Source organism: Salinimonas lutimaris (assembly GCF_005222225.1).
Lineage (GTDB): Bacteria > Pseudomonadota > Gammaproteobacteria > Enterobacterales > Alteromonadaceae > Alteromonas > Alteromonas lutimaris.
This window is the reverse complement of the sequence record NZ_CP036536.1, coordinates 1,563,097-1,588,186: the sequence shown is the minus strand read 5'-3', so window position 1 is coordinate 1,588,186 and position 25,090 is coordinate 1,563,097. Positions and strand designations below refer to the sequence as shown.

The 25,090-nt window shown below is 51.9% G+C and carries 19 protein-coding genes; 6 read left to right on the top strand and 13 right to left on the bottom strand.

Annotation, left to right across the window (positions count from 1 at the left end):
* Window positions 1-6 precede the first annotated feature (6 nt).
* The 4 genes from EZV72_RS06765 to fabB form a co-directional block, all read right to left on the bottom strand.
* Window positions 7-5,154, bottom strand: coding sequence for a FimV/HubP family polar landmark protein (locus EZV72_RS06765; RefSeq protein WP_137166526.1), 5,148 nt, complete (start codon window positions 5,152-5,154; stop codon window positions 7-9).
* Between the two features lie 483 nt (window positions 5,155-5,637).
* Window positions 5,638-6,654 (bottom strand): aspartate-semialdehyde dehydrogenase, encoded by a 1,017-nt coding sequence (locus EZV72_RS06760; protein WP_137166525.1) that lies wholly within the window; start codon window positions 6,652-6,654, stop codon window positions 5,638-5,640.
* A gap of 31 nt (window positions 6,655-6,685) precedes the next feature.
* On the bottom strand, window positions 6,686-7,834 hold the full coding sequence (locus tag EZV72_RS06755) for a 4-phosphoerythronate dehydrogenase (protein ID WP_137166524.1): 1,149 nt from the start codon (window positions 7,832-7,834) through the stop codon (window positions 6,686-6,688).
* A 168-nt stretch (window positions 7,835-8,002) separates the two neighbouring features.
* On the bottom strand, window positions 8,003-9,217 hold the full coding sequence (gene fabB, locus EZV72_RS06750) for a beta-ketoacyl-ACP synthase I (RefSeq protein WP_137166523.1): 1,215 nt from the start codon (window positions 9,215-9,217) through the stop codon (window positions 8,003-8,005).
* Between the two features lie 173 nt (window positions 9,218-9,390).
* On the opposite strand from fabB, the gene mnmC reads away from it, so the two are divergent.
* On the top strand, window positions 9,391-11,424 hold the full coding sequence (mnmC, locus tag EZV72_RS06745) for a bifunctional tRNA (5-methylaminomethyl-2-thiouridine)(34)-methyltransferase MnmD/FAD-dependent 5-carboxymethylaminomethyl-2-thiouridine(34) oxidoreductase MnmC (RefSeq protein ID WP_137166522.1): 2,034 nt from the start codon (window positions 9,391-9,393) through the stop codon (window positions 11,422-11,424).
* On the opposite strand, the gene EZV72_RS06740 is transcribed toward mnmC, so the two are convergent.
* From EZV72_RS06740 to EZV72_RS06715, 6 genes are all read right to left on the bottom strand, one after another.
* Window positions 11,396-12,121 carry a FlgO family outer membrane protein gene (locus EZV72_RS06740; protein ID WP_137166521.1) on the bottom strand — a complete coding sequence of 242 codons (726 nt, stop codon included), beginning with the start codon at window positions 12,119-12,121 and terminating at the stop codon, window positions 11,396-11,398. The genes mnmC and EZV72_RS06740 overlap by 29 nt on opposite strands.
* A gap of 2 nt (window positions 12,122-12,123) precedes the next feature.
* On the bottom strand, window positions 12,124-12,858 hold the full coding sequence (locus tag EZV72_RS06735) for a FlgO family outer membrane protein (protein WP_137166520.1): 735 nt from the start codon (window positions 12,856-12,858) through the stop codon (window positions 12,124-12,126).
* A gap of 6 nt (window positions 12,859-12,864) precedes the next feature.
* The gene (locus tag EZV72_RS06730) at window positions 12,865-13,485 is read right to left on the bottom strand and encodes a FlgO family outer membrane protein (RefSeq protein ID WP_137166519.1); all 621 of its coding nucleotides are present in this window, start codon (window positions 13,483-13,485) and stop codon (window positions 12,865-12,867) included.
* Window positions 13,486-13,696: 211 nt separating this feature from the next.
* Window positions 13,697-13,996 (bottom strand): YfcL family protein, encoded by a 300-nt coding sequence (locus EZV72_RS06725; protein ID WP_137166518.1) that lies wholly within the window; start codon window positions 13,994-13,996, stop codon window positions 13,697-13,699.
* 8 nt (window positions 13,997-14,004) lie between these two features.
* A complete protein-coding gene (locus tag EZV72_RS06720; RefSeq protein WP_137166517.1) occupies window positions 14,005-15,138 on the bottom strand; it encodes an ATP-NAD kinase family protein in 1,134 nt (377 codons plus the stop codon).
* Window positions 15,135-15,701 carry an elongation factor P hydroxylase gene (locus EZV72_RS06715; RefSeq protein ID WP_137166516.1) on the bottom strand — a complete coding sequence of 189 codons (567 nt, stop codon included), beginning with the start codon at window positions 15,699-15,701 and terminating at the stop codon, window positions 15,135-15,137. Before EZV72_RS06715 ends, EZV72_RS06720 begins: the two co-directional genes overlap by 4 nt.
* A 507-nt stretch (window positions 15,702-16,208) precedes the next feature.
* On the opposite strand from EZV72_RS06715, the gene EZV72_RS06710 reads away from it, so the two are divergent.
* The 4 genes from EZV72_RS06710 to EZV72_RS06695 all read left to right on the top strand — a co-directional run bounded on the left by EZV72_RS06710 (window position 16,209) and on the right by EZV72_RS06695 (window position 19,648).
* Window positions 16,209-16,655 (top strand): acyl-CoA thioesterase, encoded by a 447-nt coding sequence (locus EZV72_RS06710; RefSeq protein WP_137166515.1) that lies wholly within the window; start codon window positions 16,209-16,211, stop codon window positions 16,653-16,655.
* Window positions 16,656-16,665: 10 nt separating this feature from the next.
* Window positions 16,666-17,787, top strand: coding sequence for a retropepsin-like aspartic protease family protein (locus tag EZV72_RS06705; RefSeq protein WP_137166514.1), 1,122 nt, complete (start codon window positions 16,666-16,668; stop codon window positions 17,785-17,787).
* A 146-nt stretch (window positions 17,788-17,933) separates the two neighbouring features.
* Window positions 17,934-18,494 (top strand): type 1 glutamine amidotransferase domain-containing protein, encoded by a 561-nt coding sequence (locus EZV72_RS06700; protein WP_137166513.1) that lies wholly within the window; start codon window positions 17,934-17,936, stop codon window positions 18,492-18,494.
* Between the two features lie 68 nt (window positions 18,495-18,562).
* The gene (locus EZV72_RS06695; RefSeq protein WP_137166512.1) at window positions 18,563-19,648 is read left to right on the top strand and encodes an alkene reductase; all 1,086 of its coding nucleotides are present in this window, start codon (window positions 18,563-18,565) and stop codon (window positions 19,646-19,648) included.
* A 52-nt stretch (window positions 19,649-19,700) separates the two neighbouring features.
* Here the strand turns inward: EZV72_RS06695 and EZV72_RS06690 are convergent, their stop codons facing one another.
* Window positions 19,701-21,752: an NADPH-dependent 2,4-dienoyl-CoA reductase gene (locus EZV72_RS06690; protein WP_137166511.1), complete on the bottom strand. Its 2,052-nt coding sequence runs from the start codon at window positions 21,750-21,752 to the stop codon at window positions 19,701-19,703.
* A gap of 18 nt (window positions 21,753-21,770) precedes the next feature.
* Window positions 21,771-22,631 carry a crotonase/enoyl-CoA hydratase family protein gene (locus EZV72_RS06685; RefSeq protein WP_137166510.1) on the bottom strand — a complete coding sequence of 287 codons (861 nt, stop codon included), beginning with the start codon at window positions 22,629-22,631 and terminating at the stop codon, window positions 21,771-21,773.
* A 114-nt stretch (window positions 22,632-22,745) separates the two neighbouring features.
* Between EZV72_RS06685 and EZV72_RS06680 the strand changes: the two genes are divergently transcribed.
* Complete coding sequence (locus EZV72_RS06680) at window positions 22,746-23,360, top strand: TetR/AcrR family transcriptional regulator (RefSeq protein ID WP_137166509.1); 615 nt, start codon at window positions 22,746-22,748, stop codon at window positions 23,358-23,360.
* On the opposite strand, the gene EZV72_RS06675 is transcribed toward EZV72_RS06680, so the two are convergent.
* Complete coding sequence (locus EZV72_RS06675; RefSeq protein ID WP_137166508.1) at window positions 23,329-24,948, bottom strand: GMC family oxidoreductase; 1,620 nt, start codon at window positions 24,946-24,948, stop codon at window positions 23,329-23,331. The two genes, EZV72_RS06680 and EZV72_RS06675, sit on opposite strands and share 32 nt — an antisense overlap.
* Between the last annotated feature and the right edge of the window lie 142 nt (window positions 24,949-25,090).

Genomic DNA, 25,090 nt, shown 5'->3' with positions numbered 1-25,090 from the left:
TTTGCTTCAGGCGAGGGACTCCAACAAATGATTCGCTTCTTTTTTCTGTTCATCACTGCCCTGTTGCAACACTTCTTCCAGCAATTCTTTAGCCGATGACATATCATCCATCTCCAGATAGACCCTGGCAAGATCGAGGTTTGCGCTTTGCCCTGCATCTTTATCGATGTCAATCATATCCATATCATCGCTAACACCGCTAAAGTCAGACAAACTCACATCCAGATCCAGCGGCATTTCTTCGAACGTCCCGCCATCCTGCATCGATTCGTCTAGCAACGTTTCCACATCCAGAAATTCATTCTGCTCGCTTTTTTCTGCGTCAGGATCTGACAGCAACGCCGCCAGATCTAAATCCGGATTTTGTAGCTTGAAATCGTTAGCATCAGATTTTTGCCCAACTCTCGACTCAGCCTTTTCTTCGGCATCCATACCGTCAAGTAAGGCATCAAAATCACTACTTTCCAGCTCATCAAGGATATTTTTGTCTTCTGACTTGTTACCAGACAACCAATCATCGAGGCCCGGCACATCATCAAGCTCATCAATATCATCTTCTGCAACAGTATCGTTACCTATTGGTGGGATGACACCATCCTGTTCCTGCTCTAGTTGAAAGGCATCGATATCATCTTCTGAAAAATCCAGAATACTGTCGTCAAAGTCGGATGTTTGCTGGTCATCCATTTGTGAAAATGAAGGAATATCATCCATCATTTTCTGATCAAACTCAGCTAATGCATCATCCAGAAAAGTATCATCACTGCTTTCACTAGCCAGAATAGACTCGCTAGCCGAACTATCCGCAGACAGATTCACAGCTGAGTCAGGCAGACTTTCGTCATCGTCTAATTCCAGCGAAGGTTCACCGGCAAACTCAGCTTCCAGCTCTTCTTCACTAAATGAATCAAAAGCATTAGGTGAGTTTTGAACACCATCAGGTGCCGACATAAGTTCGTCGGCCAAGGCTGCAAATTCGTCTTCAAGCTGCTCAGCAGATAATGTTTCTTCATTAATATTCTCAGGACTTTCATATCCTGAAGTTTCATCTTGTTGTGTTAAATCTGAATGATCACGGTCACCTGCATCAAGCAACTCATCAGCAAGGGCAGCAAAGTCATCTTCTTGTGGCGCATCCGACTCGCTAACATCAGCTAGTGACTCATCGGCTTCACTAAGTCTGTCATCTGTCTCTGGTGTCGAAAGCGCGTTGTGTTCAAGCGGATTGTCACTCTCGTCGATGTTAAAGGCTTCAGCGATAGTATCATCGGAGTTCGCATCATCATCCAGATTGAGTGCTTCGAAAATATCGTCCGACTCCTCTGACAATGCAGGCTCATCGCCCTCTTTGTCAGAATCTTCGCGTGACTGTCCAGTAGTTTCTAGCAACTCATCAGCAAGGGCAGCAAAGTCATCTTCTTCTTGTGGTGCATAGGGCTCGCTAGTTTCAGCTACTGGCTCATCGACTTCACTAAGTCTGTCATCTGTCTCTGGTGTCGAAAGCTCATTGTGTTCAATCGGATTGTCACTCTCGTCGATGCTAAAGGCTTCAGCGATAGCGTCATCGGAGTTCGCATCATCATCCAGATTAAGCGCTTCAGGAATATCGTCCAAACTCTCGGACAATGCGGGCTCACCGCCCTCTTTGTCAGAATCTTCGCGTGACTGTCCAGTAGTTTCTAGCAACTCATCAGCAAGGGCAGCAAAGTCATCTTCTTCTTGTGGTGCATAGGGCTCGCTAGTTTCAGCTACTGGCTCATCGACTTCACTAAGTCTGTCATCTGTCTCTGGTGTCGAAAGCGCGTTGTGTTCAATCGGATTGTCACTCTCGTCGATGCTAAAGGCTTCAGCGATAGCATCATCGGGGTTCGCATCATCATCCAGATTGAGTGCTTCGAAAATATCGTCCGACTCCTCTGACAATGCAGGCTCATCGCCCTCTTTGTCAGAATCTTCGCGTGACTGTCCAGTAGTTTCTAGCAACTCATCAGCAAGGGCAGCAAAGTCATCTTCTTCTTGTGGTGCATCGGGCTTGCTAGTTTCAGCTACTGGCTCATCGGCTTCACTAAGTCTGTCATCTGTCTCTGGTGCCGAAAGCTCATTGTGTTCAAGCGGATTGTCACTCTCGTCGATGTTAAAAGCTTCAGGAATACCGTCCGACTCCTCTGACAATGCAGACTCATCGCCCTCTTTGTCAGAATCATCGAGTGACTGTCCCGTAGTTTCTGCTGTGAATTCTTCGCTAAGTTCATTCAGAGAATCTTCAGGTGACTGTCCGATACTTTCTAGCAACTCATCAGCCAGAGCGGCAAAGTCATCTTCATCTTGTGGTGCATCGGGCTCGCCAGTTTCAGCTACTGGCTCATCGGCTTCACTAAGTCTGTCATCTGTTTCTGGTGTCGAAAGCGCGTTGTGCTCCAGCGGATTGTCACTCTCGTCGATGTTAAAAGCTTCAGCGATAGCGTCATCGGAGTTCGCATCATCATCCAGATTGAGCGCTTCGGGAATATCGTCCGATGTTTCTAGCGATTCAGGCTCGTCGCCCCGTTCAACCGAACTGTCGAGTGACTGTCCAGGGGCTTGTTCGCTAAGTTCATCTAGTGGCTGTCCAGAAACTTCTTCTTCCGGTATATCGTCCGATGTTTCCAGCGATTCAGGCTCGTCGCCCTGTTCAACCGAACTGTCGAGTGACTGTCCAAGGGCTTCTTCGCTAAGTTCATCTAGTGGCTGTCCAGAAACTTCTTCTTCTGGTATATCGTCCGATGTTTCCAGCGATTCAGGCTCGTCGCCCTGTTTGACCGAACTGTCGAGTGACTGTCCAGAGGCATCTTCGCCAAGTTCATCAAGTGACTGTCCATGAATTTCCCCATGAATTTCTTGCCCATGAATTTCTTCGGATTGCTCCCCCGACTCTGAACTATCTATCGTATCTGACGAGTCATCAGCTTGTTGGGCGGCGATGAGCGCATCAATATCAAGCTCATCGTCGTCGGTCTCTTGCTGCCCGGAAACCGGCTCTTGAGCCTCTATACCCTGCTCCAGTTCTGCCAGCAACTCACTGGTCAGCTCATCGTCAAGTTCATCGCTTTGAGCGTCTACCTGTACATCTGAAGCGCTGGCTGCCGGTGTTTCATCATCGATGCCAAGCTCAGCCAGCAGTTCATCAGATAATGCATCCAGCTGTTCCTGTTCATCATCTTGCTCAGCGCTGAGCTCGGCCAGCAATTCATCGCCTAGCGGATCGTCAAACCCTGCGGTGCTATTGTCTTCGTCCTGGGCACTGGACTCTGGAACTGGCAGGTTAACTGGCTCATGACCGGACACATCGTCAACCACGCCTTCTGCTTCCAGCTCCGCCAGCAACTCATCGGCCAGTAAGTCAGAAGCATCAAGCTCAACGTCATCGATATCGACACTATCCAGTTCGCCGGCCAGTGCGTCGAGATTCTGAATCGATTGTGGCGAGGGGGATGACTGAGACGGAGCAATATCGTCATCCAACTCATCGTCATCAATATCCGGTAAGCCACCCATTAGCTCAAGCTGATCAATTTCATCCAGAATATTATCCGCCAGCCGGTCGAGCTCTTCGTTTTGCTCATTTATTTCCTTATCCAGCTTGTCGAGCATATCGTCATCAACATGCGAAGAACCCGTCAGACTCTCAGCTTTACCTTGCTCTGCCTCCAGCAGTTCATCAATACTGATCTCAGGTTTTTCATCGGCTTCCACCGCATTAAATGAAGCAGGCACCGCCGGTGCTTCTGGTTCATTCTGCGCAGCATCTTCTGTGCTCACCTGAAAATCGTCTTCCGTGGCATCGGTGCTGGCCAGTTCAGCCTGCACATCTGATTCGTCAGTAAATGCCTGCTGCGATAAGTCGTCTTCTTCGTCACTGTTGTCGTCTGCTAAATCAATGCCATCAAGCACGTCTTCGTCCAGGTCGCTGCTTCCCAGCGCGGTATCAGACAACTCATCATCATCGAACAGGCTGTCGAGCTCATCCTGTCCCAGCTCTGCGGTACCGTCCTCAAAAATCTGGTCACCATCAGGCACCAGCATGTCATCATCAATATCAGAGAACACCTCAGAGCCGCTATCCAGCGACTCATCCAACTCGCCAGCCAGAACGTCATCCAGCAGCTCATCATCATTAAATAACGCGTCATCAGACAATTCAGCAGTATCATCATCCAGGCCACTGATAAGACTGGTTGACAGGTCATCCACATCATCATTAATTGTTTCTGCCACCGGGGAAGTGGTGGCCTGCGCCGCTTCTGGCTGCGGCTCTGCCTGCTTACGGCGCAGCAACCAGGCTGCCAGCCCACCGGCCAGCAATAAGGTAAGAATTCCCGAGCCAATAATCAGACTCATTGGCTGAGTTAGCGTTTGCATGATACCGCTGTTTTTCTCTGCCTCCCGCTCTGCCTGCTCCTGGCGAACCATATCAAGCAGCTGACGCTGCAATGCCAGTTGCTCATCCATCTGGCTTTGTACATCACCTTCGACCTGCTGACGCAGATTCATCAGGTCTGTGTTTACCTGCTCGACCCGATCAAACAGCTTGCGATTTTCATCCAGCAGGGCTGAAACGCTATCCAAAGAGGCTGAAAACTGATTGCGCAGTTCATCAAACTGACGCAGTTGCTGTTCATCCAGCTGATTGATTTTTTGCTCTATTTCATTGCGTGTACTGGATAATTCAGATTGATTAACCAGCGGCACTGATGGCTTAATGTTATTTGATTCTTGCGGCTGATTAAGCAGCTGGGCGAACTGTTCGTCATCCTGCTCAGCACGTTGCTGAGCCTGTGCTTTATTAATTCGGGTAATGAAGCGCTCTGAAGGCAGTCGCAGGGTTTCCCCTTCAACCAGTAAATTCAGATTTTGTTGTTCAAAGGCATTAGGATTGAGCTCATAGATGGCCAGCATGACCTGATAAACAGAGACACTTTTATTCTGCCGGTATCGCTCGGCAATCCTCCACAGGGTATCCTGCTCATCAATCGGACCGTACATGGCGCCGGAATACTGATTAGTAGCATCCTTTGGGCCACGCAACTGTGTTTGACGTTGCTGCGCATCAGCGTCGGCAGCAGGGAGTGCACTTAGCAGTGAAAGTATCAACAAGCCCGTTAAATGCAATTTCATAGCGTTCCTATAAGCCCTTAAAAGTCATGGCAATGACATTTGCTATCTTCTTCAAAGCGGTACAAACACGCTTTGCAGCACTTTTGTGCCTGATTATTGTTATGCTCGCGCGGATGTGTCCCGGACAGGAATAGTGGCATCAATCCGCACTGCCATTTTTTTGTCGTTGCCAAGTAAACTATGGAATAAACAGCGAGTTATGCAAGGTTTAATCCAGACATTAGTGATTTTGTTCCGGCTGCCCGCTGAATCGGGCTGAAAATTGTCACCCGTCGATGAATACCGGCATCTTGTCCAAACTATAAACCAGACCGCGCTTTCAATCTAGCTACATCCAGAAAAACCGTTAGAGACAAACAGTTAGCTCACTTACTGAACAAAGATAGCAGGTCAATGATATTGCAGAGGATATCGGCAGGGAAGCAGGAAAGTTTACCTGCAAAATAGCAGGCCAGACTCGCTCTGGCCTGCGGCTATAAGGCTTTACATATAATCGCGAATTAACAATTCTGCAATCTGCACACTGTTCGTGGCAGCGCCTTTGCGTACATTGTCCGATACCACCCACAGATTCAGACCATTGGGATGGGTAATATCGTTGCGAATCCGGCCTACGTGAACCAGATCATTACCGCTGGCGGTACCTACCTGAGTAGGGAAGCTCTCATTGGTGTCATACACTTTCAAACCCGGCGCATCAGATAGCAATTGCTTGACTTGCTCCGCTTCGATCGGCATCCGGGTTTCCAGATGGATCGCTTCACCGTGTCCGTAAAACACCGGTACACGAACCGCTGTAGCATTGACCAGCAGGTTCATATCACCCATAATTTTCTGGGTTTCCCACACCATTTTCATTTCTTCTTTGGTGTAGTCGTTATCCTGAAATGCATCAATTTGCGGAATCGTATTAAAGGCAATCTGACGGCTGAATGCCTCATTTTCCACTTCTTTGGCGTTCAGCAGGGCTGCAGTTTGCCGGGCCAGTTCTTCCATCGCCGATTTACCGGCGCCGGATACCGATTGGTACGTGCAAACATTAATCCGCTCAATGCCCACTTCGTCGTGAATAGGCTTTAATGCCACCAGCATCTGAATGGTTGAGCAGTTTGGATTGGCAATAATATTACGGGTTCTGAAGTCGGCCAGTACGTGAGGGTTGACCTCCGGTACAACCAGCGGCACGTCCGGGTCATAGCGAAACTGAGAGGTGTTATCAATGACCACACAGCCAGCATCAGCGGCAATGGGCGCAAATTTTTCTGAGATACTGCCGCCGGCAGAGAAAAATCCAATCTGAACCAGCCCAAAGTCAAAATCGTCGGCATTCAGGACTTCCAGTTCCTCACCTTTAAAACTGATCGTGCTTCCGGCAGACCGCTCACTGGCCAGCGGATACAGATTATTGACCGGAAAACCCCGCTCCTCCAGCATTTCAATCATGGCCTGACCGACCAGACCGGTTGCGCCTAGTACAGCAACATCAAAGGCTTGTGACATGGATTCAGTAACTCCTACTTTTTAAAAACATTTACAGGGTTTCAAGAATAAAACCCAGTCCGGTTAACTGGCGCAGTATACCTTCTGAAACGACTCCCGTTAACCTTAGCGTATAGCTGTTACACTCGCGCCGTACCCGGTATTGCTTTCTGATCCGCGCGAACGATTCTCCCTGCGCCATGGCGTTTCGAAAATCCCGGTCATCCTCTGCCACATCATAAATCGACAGCAACAGCTCACTGATCTCATCCCATCCCAACGCTTCCATCGACGGATCCCGGGGGGTAAAATCGACCGGCAGCGGGCTTGCCAGAAAATCTTCTAACGCCAGTTGCCTGGTCACATTTGCATGCTCACAAAACTGCTCGTAAACCATCTGAGTACCACGCACTTTTCCTTCCACAGAATGCCCGGCCGTATGTGCGCTGGCCAGCCAGATAAGCGGCAGTAGTTCGGTATCAATGTCAGGCTCGCGATTGAAAACATCAAGTACCACAACAGGCGCATCGGCGGATTGCAAGCGCTGTTTAAGCGCGGTTTCATCAATCACCTCACCACGACAGGCATTGATCAGTAACTGTGAAGATGACAGGTGGTTTAGCTGGTCAGCTCCAATCAGGTTAGCCGTGGCAAATTCACCGGTGGTGGTGAAGGGCACGTGCAGCGTTACCACATCACAACGCAGTGCCTCATCCAAACTGACAAAGTGACGATTGTCCCCCTGTTGCTCACGAATCGGGTCATTAAGTACATAGCTGATATTCAACGCCCCAAGCAAGCGAGAGAGTGCGGTGCCAACATGCCCTGCCCCGACAATGCCCACGGTAATACGATCCAGATCCAACTGTTTTTGCCGGCGGGCATTGAGCAACACACTGACTACATATTCTGCCACCGCCACTGCGTTACAACCGCCAGCATCCCGCCATGCAATGTTGTGCTGCTCGATCGCCGGGATATCCATGTGATTGGTACCAGCAGTCGCTGTAGCAATCATTTGTAATTGTCCGGCCTGTCTGAGCAATGCCTCGTCAACCCGGGTGGTAGAGCGGATGGCCAGATAACCGCAGTCAGACAGCCATTCAGCCGGATTGGTCCCCATCGGGTAAGACCGGGCTTCTCCAAGCTGACTAAAATAATCATGTCCGTGTGGAATGCTGTCTTCATACAGAATTTTCATAACCTGTCCTTTTCGCGCGGCCCGCGTCTCTGTGCAAATACTGTTGCAAACACCGTTGCAGATGAAGTTGCACATGCGCCTGAACCAGCTTTTTTCAACCCTGAAAACTAAAAAACCCTGTCAGAAGCAACGCTTCTGACAGGGTTGTAAAGTAAAACCAGACTGGGTTTAGCCTTTATATCGTTGCATTACCAGAGTGGCGTTGGTGCCGCCAAAACCAAAGCTGTTCGACATAATGGTGTTCAGTTCTGCTTCGCGAGCCTGAGTCACAATATCCAGCCCCTGAGCCTGTTCGTCCAGCTCATCAATATTAATTGACGGGGCAATGAAATTGTTTTTCATCATCAGCAGGCTGTAAATCGCTTCATTCACGCCCGCCGCGCCCAGCGCATGGCCAGTGAGCGACTTGGTGGCACTGATAGGCACCGGCGTATTGCCGAACATTTCGCGAATAGCACCCAGCTCTTTTACATCCCCCACGGGGGTAGATGTGCCGTGCGTATTAAGGTAGTCAATAGGCTCCGGAACATTTTGCATGGCCATTTTCATGCAGCGCAGCGCGCCTTCGCCGGAAGGGGCTACCATATCAAAGCCATCAGATGTGGCGCCATATCCGGTGATTTCACCGTAAATGGTCGCGCCGCGGGCCAGTGCATGTTCCAGCTCCTCAACCACGACCATACCACCGCCGCCTGAACTGACAAAACCGTCACGGGCAGCATCATAGGTGCGTGAAGCTACAGCCGGATTGTCGTTGTATTTGGTCGACAACGCGCCCATCGCATCAAACTGGCTGGACAGGGCCCAGTGCAGCTCTTCACCACCGCCGGCAAACACAATATCCTGCTTGCCCAGCTGAATCAGCTCCATGGCATTACCGATGGCATGGGCACTACTGGCACAGGCTGAGGCGATAGAGTAATTCACACCGCGAATTTTAAATGGTGTTGCCAAACACGCAGATACGGTAGAAGACATACAGCGAGGCACCATATACGGGCCAACGCGCTTAACGCCTTTTTCGCGCAGAATGTCAGCTGATAATACCTGATTTTCTGATGATGCACCGCCGGAGCCGGCAATAATGCCTGTGCGCTCGTTAGACACGTCGTTGTCTTCCAGGCCAGCGTCGGCAATTGCCTGTTGCATGGCGACATAAGCATAGCCTGCCGCGTCGCCCATAAAACGCATGGCCTTACGGTCAATATGATCTTTAAGGTCGATATCTACATTGCCCCAGACCTGGCTGCGCAAACCCATCTCAGCAAACTGCTCTGAGAATGTGATCCCGGATTTGCCCGCTTTTAGTGAAGCAAGTACGTCGTCCTTATTGATACCGATGCTCGACACAATGCCAAGACCGGTGATAACTGCTCTTCTCATAATTCACCCTTTATTTTGCTGGGGCATATGGTAACGATTCTGTTAAGCAAAGTGGTCTGCTCTTTTAGCGTTTGCTTAACAAATCATCACTGATGATGTGAATGACTATCCTCACTGTATCATGCACGCTATGATCGTGCAGTCAAATAACAGTAATTCAAGGGTAATAGTGGGTGAAAACTGATCACGCCAAAGTCCATTTTAATGAACAGGGAACGCCGGTCGCCGATGCCTTCGACGATGTGTATTTTTCCAATGATAGCGGGGTAGATGAAACCAGGCATGTGTTTATTGCCGCCAACCAGCTACCGGAACGCTGGCAGTCCCACCAGCGTGCGCACTTTGTGATTGCCGAAACCGGCTTTGGTACCGGACTGAACTGCCTGGTGGCGATGCAGGCCTTTGCTCAGTTTCGACAGCATAACCCGCAGCATCCACTTAAACGTCTGTATATTCTTACCACTGAAAAGTATCCGCTGGCCCGCCAGGACATGACCCAGGCGCTGGCTCACTTTACAGCAATGCGCGGGCCGGCTGAAGCGTTACTGGCACAGTATCCGCTGAGTATGAATGGTTGCCACCGGCTGGATATTCGCGAATACCACACCTGTCTGGATATCTGGATGGGTGATGTACATGAACTATTGCCTCAATGGCACTCACCGCATGAAGGCCTGGTTGATGCCTGGTTTCTGGATGGCTTTGCACCGTCTAAAAATCCGGATATGTGGACAGCGCCGCTGTTTGAACAAATGGCCAGACTGTCGCGGACCGGCGCAACCTTCGGTACGTTCACTGCGGCCGGCGTGGTAAAACGCGGTCTGCAGGCGGTGGGGTTTGAGGTCAGCAAACAACGCGGCTTCGGGCGCAAGCGCGACATGCTGGCCGGTGTCTATACGGGTGATAAAACCGCTGATACCGGCCGGTTTGCCACCCCGCTGCCCTACTCTATGTTTAATCAGCCGCCGCTAGGTATCACCCAGCGCGTCGGAATTGTGGGTGCCGGACTGGCCGGGGCCAGCGCAGCCCTGGCACTGGTTGAACGTGGTATTACCGTTACCCTGCTGACGCGTCAGGTGGCTGATGGCGCCTCGGGAAATCCACAAGGTGGCTTTTATCCGCAGCTACATGCTCAGGCCAGTCATGCCAGTCAGCTTCAGGCGCACAGTTTTTTATACGCGCGGCGTCGCTACGCTGCCCTGTTTGATTCCCAGGAAGCTGAGCACGATTGGTGCGGGGTATTACAGCTGGATTTTACTGAGGCTATGGCTGAACGCCACGCCCGGCTTGCCAACAGTGAACTGTGGCCGGCAGAGCTGATACGTCATATCAGTGGCGAGCAGGCCAGCGAGATTGCCGGTATCAGCCTGTCCACCGGGGCGCTGCATATTCCCGCCGGGGGCTGGCTCAGCCCGCCTCAGCTGGTCAACGCTATGCTCGCGCAGGCCCGCCAGTCAGGGTTACTGAAGGAGATCACCGGCTGCACCGTCACCGGCTATTCGGTAAACGATGACGGGGTGATAATACACAGTGATCAGGCCGACCTGCAGGTAGATCAGCTGGTGTTTGCCGGCGGTGCAGATAACATCCATTTACCGGTTGCCGATGTGCTGCCACTGCGCCCGGTGCGCGGCCAGGTAGAAGCCGTGCCACAATCAGTAGCCTCCGGGTCGCTTAACACTGTGCTGTGCCATAAAGGATACCTGACTCCGGTTGGACTGGATAAGCGCCACGCGCTGGGGTCTACCTATGTGAAAAATGATTTGGACTTAGGTGTGCGCGAGCAGGAAAGCAAGCAGAATCTGGCCACGCATCATAACGCCATGCCCCAGGCAGACTGGCTGCACAGCCTGCAACATGACGGACAGGCCCGGGCCGCAATAAGACTGGGCATGCCGGACCATCAGCCTGCCTGCGGGCAGTTACCCGGCCCGGTGCTGATGCCACAGGCCTGGCTGGAACTGGGCAAAGGCAAGCCACTTAATACGATGCCGCCGCCGATGGGGGCGCCGGTGCATGTGCTGACCGGACTGGGCTCCCGGGGACTGACCACCGCCCCGATGATGGCCGAGGTATTAGCCTGTCAGTTATGCCACGAACCGCTGCCACTGCCCGAACATCTGCTTAATACCGTCAATCCGTGGCGTTTTACCATACGTCAGGCTATCCGTGGCGAGCTTAGTGCGCCATTGCCGTCACAGGATTGAGACTGGTTACAATAAAAGCGGGGATATCCAAACTGGCACTGGCCACCATACGCTGATCATCCAGACTGATAATGCGGGCGTTTACCCTGACTCCCCGCGGGGTTTCAATCATAGTACCGGTGAGTACATGTGCCATACTGGCGTCTGCGGCCAGCTGCCTTACCTTGCGGCTCATAATAATATCGCCTCGCTTCGTAATCTGAATGAAGCGGGTCAGCTTATAATCAACCACGCCCATGCCATAATCCTGCAACTGGCCCATCAGGTATTCTGCCAGCTGATTCCCCAGTACAGTAGTGTCCTGTAACGAGTGGCTCAGGCGAACAAAACTGGCGATACCAATGGTGGCCTGAGGCTGTAGTCCGGTCGCCGTGCGCATTAACTGCATTGCCAGCTGATCAGCGTATTCATTTAGCGATTTGTGAGTCTGGCGGGCATAAAAACCGGTCTGCAGCGGATCCTGAAAACGGGTAGCTACCGGCTCATTTTCTGGCAGGGTCAGGTCCCGGGTATCGGGCTGATAAGCCAGCCCGGTCCCTTTTGGCGGCACCACCACCGGTTCACCTGCAGATGTATCCCAGGTGGCCCGGGTCTCAGTCATTCTGTGATACTGTTCATCCAGCGCACTACATCCGCTGATTAATACCAGTATGCCGGCCAGACAGGTTAGGTTTAACTGATAGAATGTCCGGCCCATGGTTATCCCTTACTAAGTTTCACGCCGTCTTTGGTACCTGCGCTGGCACCGCCATCGCTGGGGATCAGCGCATCTACCACATAAAACGGGATAAGGGTTTGTGCACTGGCCACTACCGCCCGCGACTCAATGCCCAGAATACGGGCATTGACCAGCACCCCGCCCTGATGTTTTGCCATGGTACCGGTCAGCACATATTCAATGGGCAGCGAACTGTTCAGATCTAAATAATCCCGGGACAGTAAAAAATCCCCGTCGCCGGTAACACGAATGTAGTCGGTGGCTTTATAATCCAGCACCGGGATACGGAATTTATGCAATTCGTGCATAAACGACTCTGACATCTGACGGCCAAGCAGATCGGTTTGCTGTAAGTCTGAGTCAAGCAGCGCAAAATTGGTCACCGCCACCGGCGTTTTGCTGGTCACGTATTCCATATTGGAGATCAGATCCTGAGTCAGATTTTTGACATAGTCGCCCACATGCCGGGTCAGCGGCCGGCCCTTGTAAGCCCCCTGCACACTGGAATAGAGCCGGGGCTGTCCTACCGCTCCAAAGCTGTCCGCCTCATCGTCAGGTCTTTGCTGAGCGCTGTGCCGGTCAATGGCCTGAACATCCACAATATCCAGTGAACCGGCATCAGACACCGTGCCACGATCCGTCGGGTCGTGCTCAACAGTGGTACAGGCAGTGGTGGCCAGTATCAGGCTACCGAGCATCAGATATCGCGTTATCATTATTCCCTACCCCTCATCTTCTGTTCTGTACAGGCGTCCGTTACGGCTGGTGACCTGTTCCTGCTCCCAAAATAACCCGGCCGGGAAAAAGCGGGTTGCGGCAGCCACTATGTCTTTGGTTCTGGCATCAATTATCCGGGCGTTCACCATGGCACCATCCTGTTGGTGCACCAGGGTACCGGTGATATAAAAATCTACCCGGTCCAGTCCGGATAACTGTGCAATATGGCGCGATAACACTCTGTCGCTATCATCACTGATTATTATATCGTTCGTCAGCTTAAACTCTTGAGCGGTAAAGCCTCTTTTTGTTGCTTCAGTAATCAGCCCCTGCTCCAGCTGATGTCCCAGCATCATAAGCGGGCGCTGCTCCTCGCCATCAAACTCCATCGAGCCTACCGGTACAAAACCGGTCACAGCGTAGCGTGCATGCCGGGCTGGCCGGGTGCCGGCAAACAGCTCATTAGCCAATAGGTAGGTCTGATACTCCGAATTACCCAGTTGGTTTACCGGAATTCTGACCGACTGCGATTCAATCGGCTCGTCAGGCACAGATGTACAGGCACTGAGAAAACTGCCCAGCACAACACTCAAAAGTACCGCACGATAAAAAGATAAGTAGGTCATAAGTCTGCGTCAAAAAGGTGTGTCTGGAGACTGCTACCGCAAGATTTATACCACTGATGTAATTTACTTAAATAACAAACATCTGCGTAACGAGCGACAATAACATGACGCACACTGATGGCACGCCGGTGCCGGTAGGATGGCAAAGCAAGAAGCGAAGAGGCTGACAGCGGCAAGGGGATGCCGCTGTACAACGGTCAGCAAGGTTTATTCAGGCAGCCTGCTCAACCAGGCGCTGCCACAATGCATGCACCTTTTGCTGGTCATCTGCTTCCAGTTCGTTATTGGCAAAGGCATCAGCCAGACTGGCGGTCACAGCGTCATTAAGCTTAGCCAGGCTGGCCTGCTCATCCATTTCCAGTGGTTTGGAGATAACAGCAAAATGCCCCTGCAGATAGCTGGCAATAAAAAGCTCGTCGTCGTTACCATGGTCCACCACAGCGTCCAGGGCCTGTTCAATATGTTGGGATTGCTGCATAAAGCTGTTGTCAGCCAGCGGTGCGGTCTGCATATCTTCTCCTATATCGCAGGATAAAGCACTTTATCCTGATAACCTGTTATGACCTGAACACTGCCGGCCAGCAGTGAGTCTAAGTCGCTGTCGCCAGAGTCCAGCCTGAGTGGCCGTCCTTCCAGCGCCTGTAATTTTGCTTTGGTGGCAACCACCAGCATATTTTCCTTGCCCAGTTGTCGGATGAACGCTGGACTGAGCTGCTGATTACCACGACCAAGAATATGACCCTGACCACCAATTAACGTAATCACCAGCCGGGTAGGCTTGCCGCATGTTATATCAAGCAGCTGCGTGGCGGTCACATCGCTTGCCACCACTTGCCCCTGGTGAACCACATCCACACCCAGCAGGGTATTGTCCAGCCCTGCGGCGTCCATAATGGCGGCCACCGTCGAGCCGGAGCCCATGACATAAAAGCGCTCTTCGTCATCGTCGAGCATCTCGCTGACATACGCTGCAATGTCATCCAGCACCAGTTCATCATGCTCCCGGCCGCCCATTTTAACCGCCTGGATATACTGCAGTTCATGAGGAACCCGCATCTCGCCATAATGACGTGCCTGTACCTTACCCTGCCGGAAGGCATCCTCATCAATATCGCGCACTTCAGCGTCAAACTGACTAACCAGTTCACCGCGTGCCATCAGGGTAATAACCCTGGCTGCAGCGCCCGGGGTCACAGCATACACACCCGAGTGAATTTTGCAGCCCGCCGGTACGCCCAGCACAGGAACTTTATTGCCAATAACATCGCACAGGTTTCGTGCTGTGCCGTCGCCCCCGGCAAATACCAGTAAGTCAAGGTTATACGCCAGCAGTGCTGTGGCGGCCGCCTGGGTATCGCTGGCTTCGGTTTGAGCTGCCTCTGGGGTAAACACCACTTCGCAGGCAAGGCCAGCCTGAACACAGCTATGTTCGCCCATGTCACCGGCAGCGGTGTACACCTGCACGTCGAGTCCGCAAGCGGCAATATCCGACAGTGCCCGGGCCATTTTTTCCGGCGCCAGCTGTTGTGCTCCCATGGCCAGCGCCTGCGCACGAATCTGAGCGCCGTCGCTGCCTTTTAGGGCCAGTGCGCCGCCGATGCCGGCAAAGGGATTGACTAATACACCAAGTTTAAATACCGGTTTCATTTTCATGCAGCCTGCGCCTGTGTAATCAGCGCCTGTGCACTGGTATTAAATGTTTGTCGCAGGGCATCGATAAACATCTGGGCCCGCGGCGGAAAGCCGGAGGCCAGATAGTCGTTAAGCTGCGCTCTGACCGCCCGCGTAAAGCCTTCGCGATCCGGCTCGGCCCCGTTCAGATTGTCAGTACTGACCTGAAAGCGACGACCAGCCGCCACCGCCAGCGCCCATTCAATAGCCTGCGGACGTACCTCCACCTGCTCAAACTTTGCCTGCTGACTGGCATCACGCCCGTCTGGGCAATACCAGTAGCCATAATCTTCCAGCAACCGACGTCTGGCGCCAGCAATACACCAGTGCGCAATTTCATGCAGCGCGCTGGAAAAAAAACCATGAGCAAACACAATCTGATGATAAGGCACCGCTGCGCTGGCCGGCAAATACACAGGTTCATCTTCACCGCGAATCAACCGGGTATTGAAGCTTTGGTAAAAGGTTTTATCAAACAGCGCCATCAATATATCCACCTGGGGATCATTATCAAAAGCTTGCCCGTTTACCTCGAAATTCGCCATCTGCTGCACGCGCCTGTTTACCTGATACGTCTGTTTAAACTGGCCGGAGTCTATCAAAACCGGCCTCACAAGGCTACGCTGTATCAACTGATGGACAGTCACTTATTCTGTTGTTGCTAACGGCACTTTGGTAATGCACTTAGTGGACAGTCACTTTCATATTGTTCACTTTCATAGTACTGAATGGAGAATGCTGGACAGTCACTTTTCCTCCCGGACAGTCACATACTCTACTTGTTATATTGGACTCCCCGTCGTGGGTAGTCACGCAACCGCCTGTGTGAGCCATCCTATTCCATCGTGGACAGTCACTCGTTCTGTTGTTGCTAAATGCACTTTGGTAATGCACTTAGTGGACAGTCACTTTCATACTGTTCACTTTCATAGTACTGAATGGAGAATGCTGGACAGTCACTTTTACTGATATGTATGGACAGTCACTCTGCCATTGCGCCTGCGCGGTGGTTAATGGTAGAACTATGAGCAAAGTTGCCTGTACCAGAATTTATGAATAACACAGCCCTGTGGCATCACGCCGACCCGTTTACCACTGACTGGAAGATAGGCCCGGGTGATATTGACCATTATGGCCATGTCAATAATGTGGCGTATCTGACTCAGCTGGAAAAAACCGCCTGGGCGCATACTAATGCACTTGGTCTGACCCTGGATGATTACCGGGAACTGGACCGGGCCATGGTGATTAAACGCCACGAACTGAATTACCTGCAAGCCTGTCATGAAGGCGACACGCTGGTTTGTGCCACCTGGATAGTTCATTGTGATAGTCGCCTGTCGCTGGTCAGGGAGTTTCAGTTTGTCTGCCCGCGCCGCGAAAAATCGGTATTCAACGCCACCACCCAATTTGTCTGCACCAGTCTGACCAGTGGTGCGCCAAAACGTATGCCACAGATATTTTGTCAGGTGTACGGCAACGCGAGTATCTCCCTGTGAGCGGGCGCTGGTGAATAAACTTAGTATCGGACTGGCGCTGGCACTGGCCGGTTCGCTGGCGCTGAATGTGTATCAGTGGCGCAATATTCTGCCTTCACCTACATCCGATGAATCATCTGCGGTTTCTGTAAATACATCAATAGCAAATCCTCATCATAGTACCGCCCCCGCAACCAGTAACGGCGCATCGCAACAAACGGCCACCACGTCTAAACACACTAAAGCAATCGCAATCAGCGCAATAACTGCATTGCTTGAAAGCGGTGACTACGCCCAGGCGCAACAACGGCTACAGCAGGCATTGCGGCAGTCACCGGATAATTTTGTCCTGTTGATGCTTGAAGCCCGCCTGCTCAGGCATACTGCGGCGCTAAGCGATGTGGTACTGCATTATTATAACCTGCTGGATTACCCATTGAGCGCAGCGCAGACCCGGCAGGTTATTGGCAAGCGAGACAACCTGGTGGAAGATGCCCTGGAGCAGTTAAAACGCGCTGGTAGCTGGGATGCTATGGCGGTTTTTCTGGAGCCATTAGTGCAGCGCGATCCATTACAGGCAGATTATGCATTGTGGCTGGCTACCGCCTATGGAAAGCAGGCCAGATACAGCGCGATGGAAAGTGCGCTGGCTGCTCTGGATTATGATGACTCACGTGCCCAGCGGATTCGACAGCAGTTCGCCCTACCTGACGCCCCATCGCGGACAGCTACAACGGCGCAGCAGCAATCTGAGGTTGCCCGCCGGGGAGAACCGGTTTCTCTGGTCAGACAGGGTGTACATTTTATTGTACCGGTTCAGCTTAATCGTCAGCCAGCACAATTGCTGCTGGATACCGGCGCCACCCGTACGGCAATCACCCAGGCGGCTTTTAACAGACTCAGCCAGCGCACGACAACCCGATTTGTGGGTAACTTTACAATTCATACCGCTGGCGGGCCGGCTGAAGCAGCCCTGATAGAGCTGGACAGGCTGAGTCTGGGAAGCTATCAGATGACCAACGTCAGGGTGTTTGTATTACCGGTTGCCCAACTGGATGATGTAGACGGCTTACTGGGTATGAACGTGCTGGGCCGGTTTATTTTTTCTCTGGATCAGCAAGCGGGTACATTGTGGCTCTCTCCCTCTGACTAACTTGTTGCGTACCCCCCGTCAGATAATCACTTTGTGCAATCCGTCTCATATATTTGTTTAACAAACCAAATTTAATGTCCTGCGGAAAACCAAATCCAAGGTTCACGGCGTAGCTTATCCCACATTCATAACGCAGGAGACATCCAATGGCTGTACTATCCGGCAAAAAAGTGGCATTTCTGGCCACTGATGGTTTTGAACAGGTTGAACTGACTGAGCCTCTTAAAAAGGTCCGTGAAGCAGGCGCAGAGGCGCATATCGTGTCAATCAAATCGGGCAAAATTCAGGGCATGAACCATGACGATAAAGGCGATACCTTTGACGTTGATAAAACACTGGATGAGATCAGTGCTGATGACTACAACGGGCTGGTGCTTCCCGGCGGTGTGCTAAACCCTGATACGCTGCGCATGAACGAAAAAGGGGTTAATTTTGTGCGTGACTTTTTTGTTCAGCACAAGCCGGTATCTGCCATCTGTCATGGTCCATGGATGCTGGTTGAGGCTGACGTGCTAAACGGCCGTACCGTCACCTCATTTCCTTCCATTAAAACCGACATTATCAACGCCGGGGGTCACTGGGTTGACGAGGAAGTCGTTGTTGACCAGGGTTTAACCACCAGTCGTAATCCCGATGACCTGCCCGCCTTCTGCAACAAGGTAGTAGAAGAGCTCCGTGAAGGTAAACACGCCGCTCAAACGCCTTAACGTATTCGCGCCGGGCCTGACCCCGGCGCATTTTTCTTTTTCTTATTTTGTATTTTTTTGGAGCATACATGGCGAATTTATTTTCTGAGGGCAGCCTGGGCGCTGTTGAGATCCGTAACCGTATTTTTATGGCACCGTTAACCCGTAGCCGCGCGCATGACGAGACCGACGTACCGTCGGACCTGGCGCTCACGTATTACCAGCAGCGAGCCAGCGCAGGCATGATTCTGACCGAGGCTACGCAGATTAACCCGCAGGGCAAAGGCTATATCCGTACTCCCGGCATTTACACCGCAGAGCATGTTCAGAAGTGGCGGGAAATTACTGAGGCCGTACATGCCAAGGGCGGAAAAATCTTTATGCAGTTATGGCACGTAGGGCGGATCAGTCATAGTCATTTTCAGCCCGACGGCGATGCTCCTCTGGCGCCTTCTGCGATTAAACCTGACGTTGAAGTGTTTTTCGACGGTCAAAAGCAGCCGGCTTCTATGCCTAAGGCCATGAGCATCGAAGAGATTAAAAGCACCATCGAGGATTATCGAACAGCAGCAGAAAATGCTAAGGAAGCGGGCTTTGACGGTGTTGAAATCCACGCTGCCAACGGCTATCTGCTAGACCAGTTTTTACGGGATAAAACTAACCAGCGCGATGATGAATACGGTGGCTCACTGGAAAACCGTATGCGTCTGCTCAACGAGGTAACAGAAGCAGTACTGAGCATCTGGGCGCCCAATCAGGTGGGGGTGAGATTATCCCCTATCGGAAATCAGAATGACATTGCTGATAGCGATCCGCTGAACAGTTTTACCTACTATATTGAAAAGCTTAACACATACGGGCTGGCCTATTTACATATGGTAGAGCGTTTTCCCGGTATGGATACCAACAATCATGATCTTAAGATTCAGGAAAGTCTGCGTAACTGCTGGAACGGATTTTATATCGCCAATGGCGACTATGATTATCTGACGGCACAAAATGCGATGGAATCGGGCTTTGCCGATGCTGTCACTTTTGGCCGGGCGTATATTGCCAATCCGGATTTAGCGGAGCGCTTTGAAGCCGGCGCAACGCTTAACGCCCCTGATTACGATACCTTTTATCAGGGCGAGGAAAAAGGCTATACCGACTATCCGTTTATGAATACGAAATAAGCAATAAAAAACGGGCGCGATTAGCGCCCGTTTTGCTATTGTAAAACTCGCTTTACAGGGTTGCCGCCAGTCGAGTGCCCTGGTCAATGGCACGCTTGGCATCCAGCTCCAGCGCTTCATCCGCCCCGCCAATCAGATGGTAGGTGGCATTCAGCCCTTCTACCAGCTCACGTTGCGGCTCCTGTCCGGCGCAAATGATGACATTGTCAACCTCCAGCACCTGCTTCTCACCATTAACCATAATGTGTAAACCATCATCATCCACACGCTGATACTCTACGCCAGGGATCATTTTAACTCCCTTCATCAACAGACTGGCACGATGGGCCCAGCCAGTGGTTTTGCCCAGCCCGGCCCCCACTTTGGTGGTTTTGCGCTGAAGCAGCACAATCTGGCGCGATGACGGCTCAGGCTGAGGCTGCATGCCTTCCACACCGCCACGGTGCTCAAAGGTCATATCGATGCCCCATTCTTTCATAAACTCGGCCACATCCAGGCTCGGAGAGCCTTTCCCGTGCGACAAAAATTCTGCGGTATCAAAGCCGATACCACCGGCACCGATTATAGCCACGGTTTTGCCTACCGGTTTCTTATGTTTCAGCACATCGATATAAGACATAACTTTGGCATGCTCAATACCTTCGATGGGCGGAATCCGCGGCACAATACCGGTAGCCAGAATCACTTCATCAAACCCTTCGTCATTCAGCATGGCGGCTGACACTTTTGTGTTCAGCTTCACAGTCACGTTATGCAGCTCCAGCTGACGACTGAAGTACCGCAGAGTTTCGTTAAACTCTTCTTTACCGGGCACCTGACGGGCAATGTTAAACTGACCGCCCACTTTATCGTCTTTGTCGTACAGGGTAACGGTGTGCCCACGGGAAGCCGCCGTGACAGCCGCCGCCAGACCCGCAGGACCAGCGCCAACAACCGCAATCTTTCGGATTTGCTCCGCCGGGGAGATGGTTAACTCCAGCTCATGACATGCCCGCGGGTTAACCAGACAGCTGGTCAGCTTGCCATTAAACACATGATCAAGGCATGCCTGATTACACCCGATACAGGTATTGATTTCATCCGCTTTAGCCTGTTCCGCCTTGACCACAAAATCTGCGTCAGCCAGAAACGGACGGGCCATAGACACCATATCCGCATCACCTCGGGCCAGCACGTCTTCGGCGACCTCTGGAGTGTTAATGCGGTTAGAGGTGATCACCGGAATTGACAGCGCAGCGCGAAATTTCGCGGTTACCCAGGTAAATGCCGCCCTCGGCACCCGGGTTGAAATAGTCGGAATACGGGCTTCGTGCCAGCCGATACCGGTATTGATAATGGTAGCGCCAGCTTGCTCAATCTCTTTACCCAGCTGCACCACTTCCTGATAATCCGAGCCGCCTTCAACCAGATCCAGCATAGACAGTCGATAGATAATAATAAACTGCTCACCCACAGCTTCACGCACCCGGCGAACCACCTCAATGGGTAGCCGAATGCGGTTTTCGTACTCGCCGCCCCACTCATCGTCGCGATGATTTGTGCGCCTGGCAATAAACTGGTTCAGGAAGTAACCTTCTGAGCCCATAATTTCCACACCGTCGTAACCGGCTTTTTGTGCCTGCTGGGCGGTGAAAATAAAATCCTGAATCTGCTGTTCAATTTCTTCTTCATTTAGCGCTTTAGGCTTAAACGGGTTAATCGGCGCCTGCACCGCGGATGGTGCCACCAGTTTTTCGCTGTACGCATAACGGCCTGTATGCAGAATCTGCATACAGATTTTGCCGCCGGCTTCATGCACCGCGTCCGTTACCTCTTTGTGATGCGCCACGGCTTTATCAGAATTCAAACGACGGGTCATCGGATGGGTAGAGCCTTCTTCGTTAGGCCCGATCCCCCCGGTAACAATCAGCCCGACTCCGCCTTTTGCCCGTTCTGCATAAAACGCCGCCATGTGTTTGTGGCCATTAGGCATTTCTTCCAGTCCGGTATGCATGGAGCCCATCAGTACCCGATTCTTGAGCGTGGTAAACCCAAGATCCAACGGACGAAACAAATGCGGATAAACAGGATGTGGTGTGGCCTGTTCTGCTGCTGTGGTGGTCATGGCTATTCCTTATTCCTCTTACTTCATACTGTGCAGGCCACGCTTTAGCGGGGCAAATTCGGGCGCAACTTTTTGCTTTTGCGCTTTAATCGCGGTCAGGACATCTTCCATCTGAAACATGCCGGCTTGCCAGGTGGCCATGTATTCCAGGCTTTCAGCCACGGTATGGTCCACCGCATAATTAATCATGGTTTTGGTACCGCTTACGGCTACCGGTGAGTTCATCGCTATCTGCCGGGCAATCTGCATGACGCCATCGAGCATGGCTGCCTGATCAGTGTAGGTCTGATTGACAAAGCCTGCCTGCTGCGCCTCCCGGGCGGAAAATTGGCGGCCGGTATAAGCCAGCTCTTTGGCCAGGCCCACCGGGATTAGCTTGGGCAAGCGCTGTAGCGTGCCCAAATCCGCGGTCATACCAATTTGTGTTTCTTTAATGGTAAAAAACGCATCGTCCGTGCAATAACGCATATCGCAGGCACATAACAAGTCTACCGCGCCACCTATCGCACCGCCCTGTACGGCAGCCAGAACTGGCATTCGCGCCTGCTCAATACTATTAAAACTGGCCTGCAGCAGATGAACCTGCCGGCGCATCTGTTCAGCGCTACGCGCCGGATCACCGGTAAAGCTCTGTGCCATATTTTCAAATACAGAGAGATCCATACCAGCCGAAAAGTGTTTACCGGTGGAAGAAATCACAATCACCCTGGCCCGGGCTACATCATCAATGGCCCTGATCGCGGCCGGTAACTCATTCCAGAACGCCGGCACCATACTATTAAGGGCATCAGGCCGGGACAGCTGAATGTGGGCGATCGGTCCTTCCTCGCTCACGGTTAAAGTTGTGTATTGCGGTGTAGCAGAAGTGGCTGCTTCCATGGCGCTCTCCGTTAACAATTTTGCAAACTGGACAGCGTCAAGATAAAAGCCAATGTTGACAGTGTCAAGATAAAACGTAATCTGTAGAAAGATTTTGCAGTAGTTGAAAATGTCATGGCCAATACCCACACCTATCATCACGGCGATTTACGCGCGACACTGGTTAAAGTCGCCACTGCGCGGTTGTCTGCCCATGGCATCGACAGCCTGTCGCTGCGTAAGCTGGCAGAGGATGCCGGAGTATCCCGGTCAGCGCCGTATCATCATTTTAAAGATAAAAATGCGTTACTGAGCGCCATTGCCGCGCAGGGTTTCAGTCAATGGCATGACACTGCCCGACACATTTTTGAACAGCACGATGTGCCGGCCAGGGAGCGCTTTCGTCAGTTTGTACACCGGTATATTCGTTATGCAGCAGATAACCCGCAGCTGTACGAGCTGATGTTTGGCCGAACCATCTGGCAGGAGCAGTCGGCTACCAGTGATCTAAAAGAAGTAGCGTACCCTTGCTTTCAGTTTCAGGTCAGTATGACCCGCTACTGGCAGGAGCAACGCTTACTGCCCGGCGGACACGACACCCTGCGGCTGGCACAGGTCACCTGGGGCACCCTGCACGGTATTGCCCGCTTACTGATTGACGGCATTTATGCTCATAGCAGCCATATTGACGAGATGTGCGACACCGCCGCGGATCTGTTTATGCAGGGCTCGTGTGACAAGTCTGAATAAATGAGGCAGCCTGCTCGGCAATCATAATGGTGGGTGCATTGGTATTGCCACCAGGCAGACTCGGCATCACCGACGCATCGGCCACCCGCAGGTTTTCAAAACCCTTGACCTGCAAGCGGCTGTTGACCACGGTCATTGGGTCATCCTCAGCGCCCATTTTGCATGTACCGGCCGGATGATAAACGGTTTCTGCATACTGGCGAATAAACGCCGTCAGGGCCTCGTCAGTGGTTTTTGTTGCACCGGGCAATCGCTCCTGACCGCGCCACTTATCAAACGGGCTGGCCTGTAAAATCCGCCGGGCCAGGCGAATACCCTCCAGCATGATTTGTAAATCCTCGGGGTGAGTCAGATAGCAGGGGTCAATCAGCGGCGCGCTTTCAGCCCGGGAGGAATGTAGCCGGATGCGTCCCCGGGAGCGCGGATACAGATTGCATACGTGCAAGCCATAGCCGTAGCCATAACTGAAGCGCCGGCCATGATCATTTAAAATGGCCGGAATAAAGTGAAATTGCAGGTCGGGTTTATCTGCGCTTGCCAGCGAAGATGAGGCAAAACCACCGGCTTCTGCAATATTAGAACTGAGCATGCCCTGCCGCCCGGTCAGATATTTAACCCCCTGCGCAACAAAGCCAGCAATAGCGCCAACGGTCAGGCCGTAACCGGCGGCCCTTGAAGCACTGTTCTGGATAATGACATCGAGATGATCCTGCAGATTTTGCCCGACCCCGGGTAGATGCTTTTTCACTGTAATGCCGTGCCGGTGCAATTCATCTTCCGGACCAATCCCCGACAACATTAGCAATTGTGGTGTATTTATCGCGCCACCAGCAATAATCACTTCACGATGCGCTTTCAGTTTCACCGTCTGCCCGTTGTGCTGGATTTGCACACCGGTTGCCACATCCTCGTTAAGCAGGATCTTTTCAGCCAGACATCGGGTAATTATTGTCAGATTTTCCTGATACCGGGCATGGGCTAAAAAGCCGACCGCGGTGGAGCAGCGCTGCCCATTTTTCTGGGTAACATGATACAACCCCAGCCCTTCCCGGTGCTGGCGATTGAAGTCATTAAGCTGGGCCAGCCCAACCTCCGCGGCGCTGCTGACAAAAGCGCCGGATAACGGGTCAATGTGACGCAGCCGCTCAACGTGTAATGGCCCGCCGATACCATGAAATTCATCTTCTGCGTCACAAAAGTGCTCGGAGCGGCGAAATACCGGTAATACTTCCTTAGCGCTCCATCCGCTTGCTCCGGCAGCGGCCCAGTCATCATAGTCACTGTACTGTCCACGAATATAACACATAGCATTGATGGCACTGCTGCCACCTAATGTTTTACCCCGGGGCCAAAAAAGCTCGCGCTGATTAAGCTGAGGCTGGGGTGCGGTGTGATAACCCCAGTTTACCGACGTCACCCGGGATAATCCTGCCAGCCCGAAAGGAATATGTATTAATGGATGACGATCCTTTCCGCCGGCTTCCAGTAAACAGACACTGACCTGCTTGTCAGCACTGAGTCGATGGGCCAGCACAGCTCCGGCAGAACCAGCGCCAATGATGATAAAATCAAATTCTGTGGCTATCATTAGGTTATTGTAAACATAAGCATAAACAGTGACTATTAACATTAATGCAACACAACCGGGCGAATTGCCAGTTTTTATTCAAATTCCGGTTTAACGCGACACTGTATTTTTCTATTATCACAGTAAATAAAGTCGCAATGAC

Bases quoted from the DNA above. Each gene is read 5' to 3' on its own strand.
- EZV72_RS06765 (WP_137166526.1), bottom strand. From the start codon at position 5,154: ATGAAATTGCATTTAACGGGCTTGTTGATACTTTCACTGCTAAGTGCA.
- EZV72_RS06760 (WP_137166525.1), bottom strand. From the start codon at position 6,654: ATGTCACAAGCCTTTGATGTTGCTGTACTAGGCGCAACCGGTCTGGTC.
- EZV72_RS06755 (WP_137166524.1), bottom strand. From the start codon at position 7,834: ATGAAAATTCTGTATGAAGACAGCATTCCACACGGACATGATTATTTT.
- fabB (WP_137166523.1), bottom strand. From the start codon at position 9,217: ATGAGAAGAGCAGTTATCACCGGTCTTGGCATTGTGTCGAGCATCGGT.
- EZV72_RS06740 (WP_137166521.1), bottom strand. From the start codon at position 12,121: ATGGGCCGGACATTCTATCAGTTAAACCTAACCTGTCTGGCCGGCATA.
- EZV72_RS06735 (WP_137166520.1), bottom strand. From the start codon at position 12,858: ATGATAACGCGATATCTGATGCTCGGTAGCCTGATACTGGCCACCACT.
- EZV72_RS06730 (WP_137166519.1), bottom strand. From the start codon at position 13,485: ATGACCTACTTATCTTTTTATCGTGCGGTACTTTTGAGTGTTGTGCTG.
- EZV72_RS06725 (WP_137166518.1), bottom strand. From the start codon at position 13,996: ATGCAGACCGCACCGCTGGCTGACAACAGCTTTATGCAGCAATCCCAA.
- EZV72_RS06720 (WP_137166517.1), bottom strand. From the start codon at position 15,138: ATGAAAATGAAACCGGTATTTAAACTTGGTGTATTAGTCAATCCCTTT.
- EZV72_RS06715 (WP_137166516.1), bottom strand. From the start codon at position 15,701: ATGGCGAATTTCGAGGTAAACGGGCAAGCTTTTGATAATGATCCCCAG.
- EZV72_RS06710 (WP_137166515.1), top strand. From the start codon at position 16,209: ATGAATAACACAGCCCTGTGGCATCACGCCGACCCGTTTACCACTGAC.
- EZV72_RS06700 (WP_137166513.1), top strand. From the start codon at position 17,934: ATGGCTGTACTATCCGGCAAAAAAGTGGCATTTCTGGCCACTGATGGT.
- EZV72_RS06695 (WP_137166512.1), top strand. From the start codon at position 18,563: ATGGCGAATTTATTTTCTGAGGGCAGCCTGGGCGCTGTTGAGATCCGT.
- EZV72_RS06690 (WP_137166511.1), bottom strand. From the start codon at position 21,752: ATGACCACCACAGCAGCAGAACAGGCCACACCACATCCTGTTTATCCG.
- EZV72_RS06685 (WP_137166510.1), bottom strand. From the start codon at position 22,631: ATGGAAGCAGCCACTTCTGCTACACCGCAATACACAACTTTAACCGTG.
- EZV72_RS06680 (WP_137166509.1), top strand. From the start codon at position 22,746: ATGGCCAATACCCACACCTATCATCACGGCGATTTACGCGCGACACTG.
- EZV72_RS06675 (WP_137166508.1), bottom strand. From the start codon at position 24,948: ATGATAGCCACAGAATTTGATTTTATCATCATTGGCGCTGGTTCTGCC.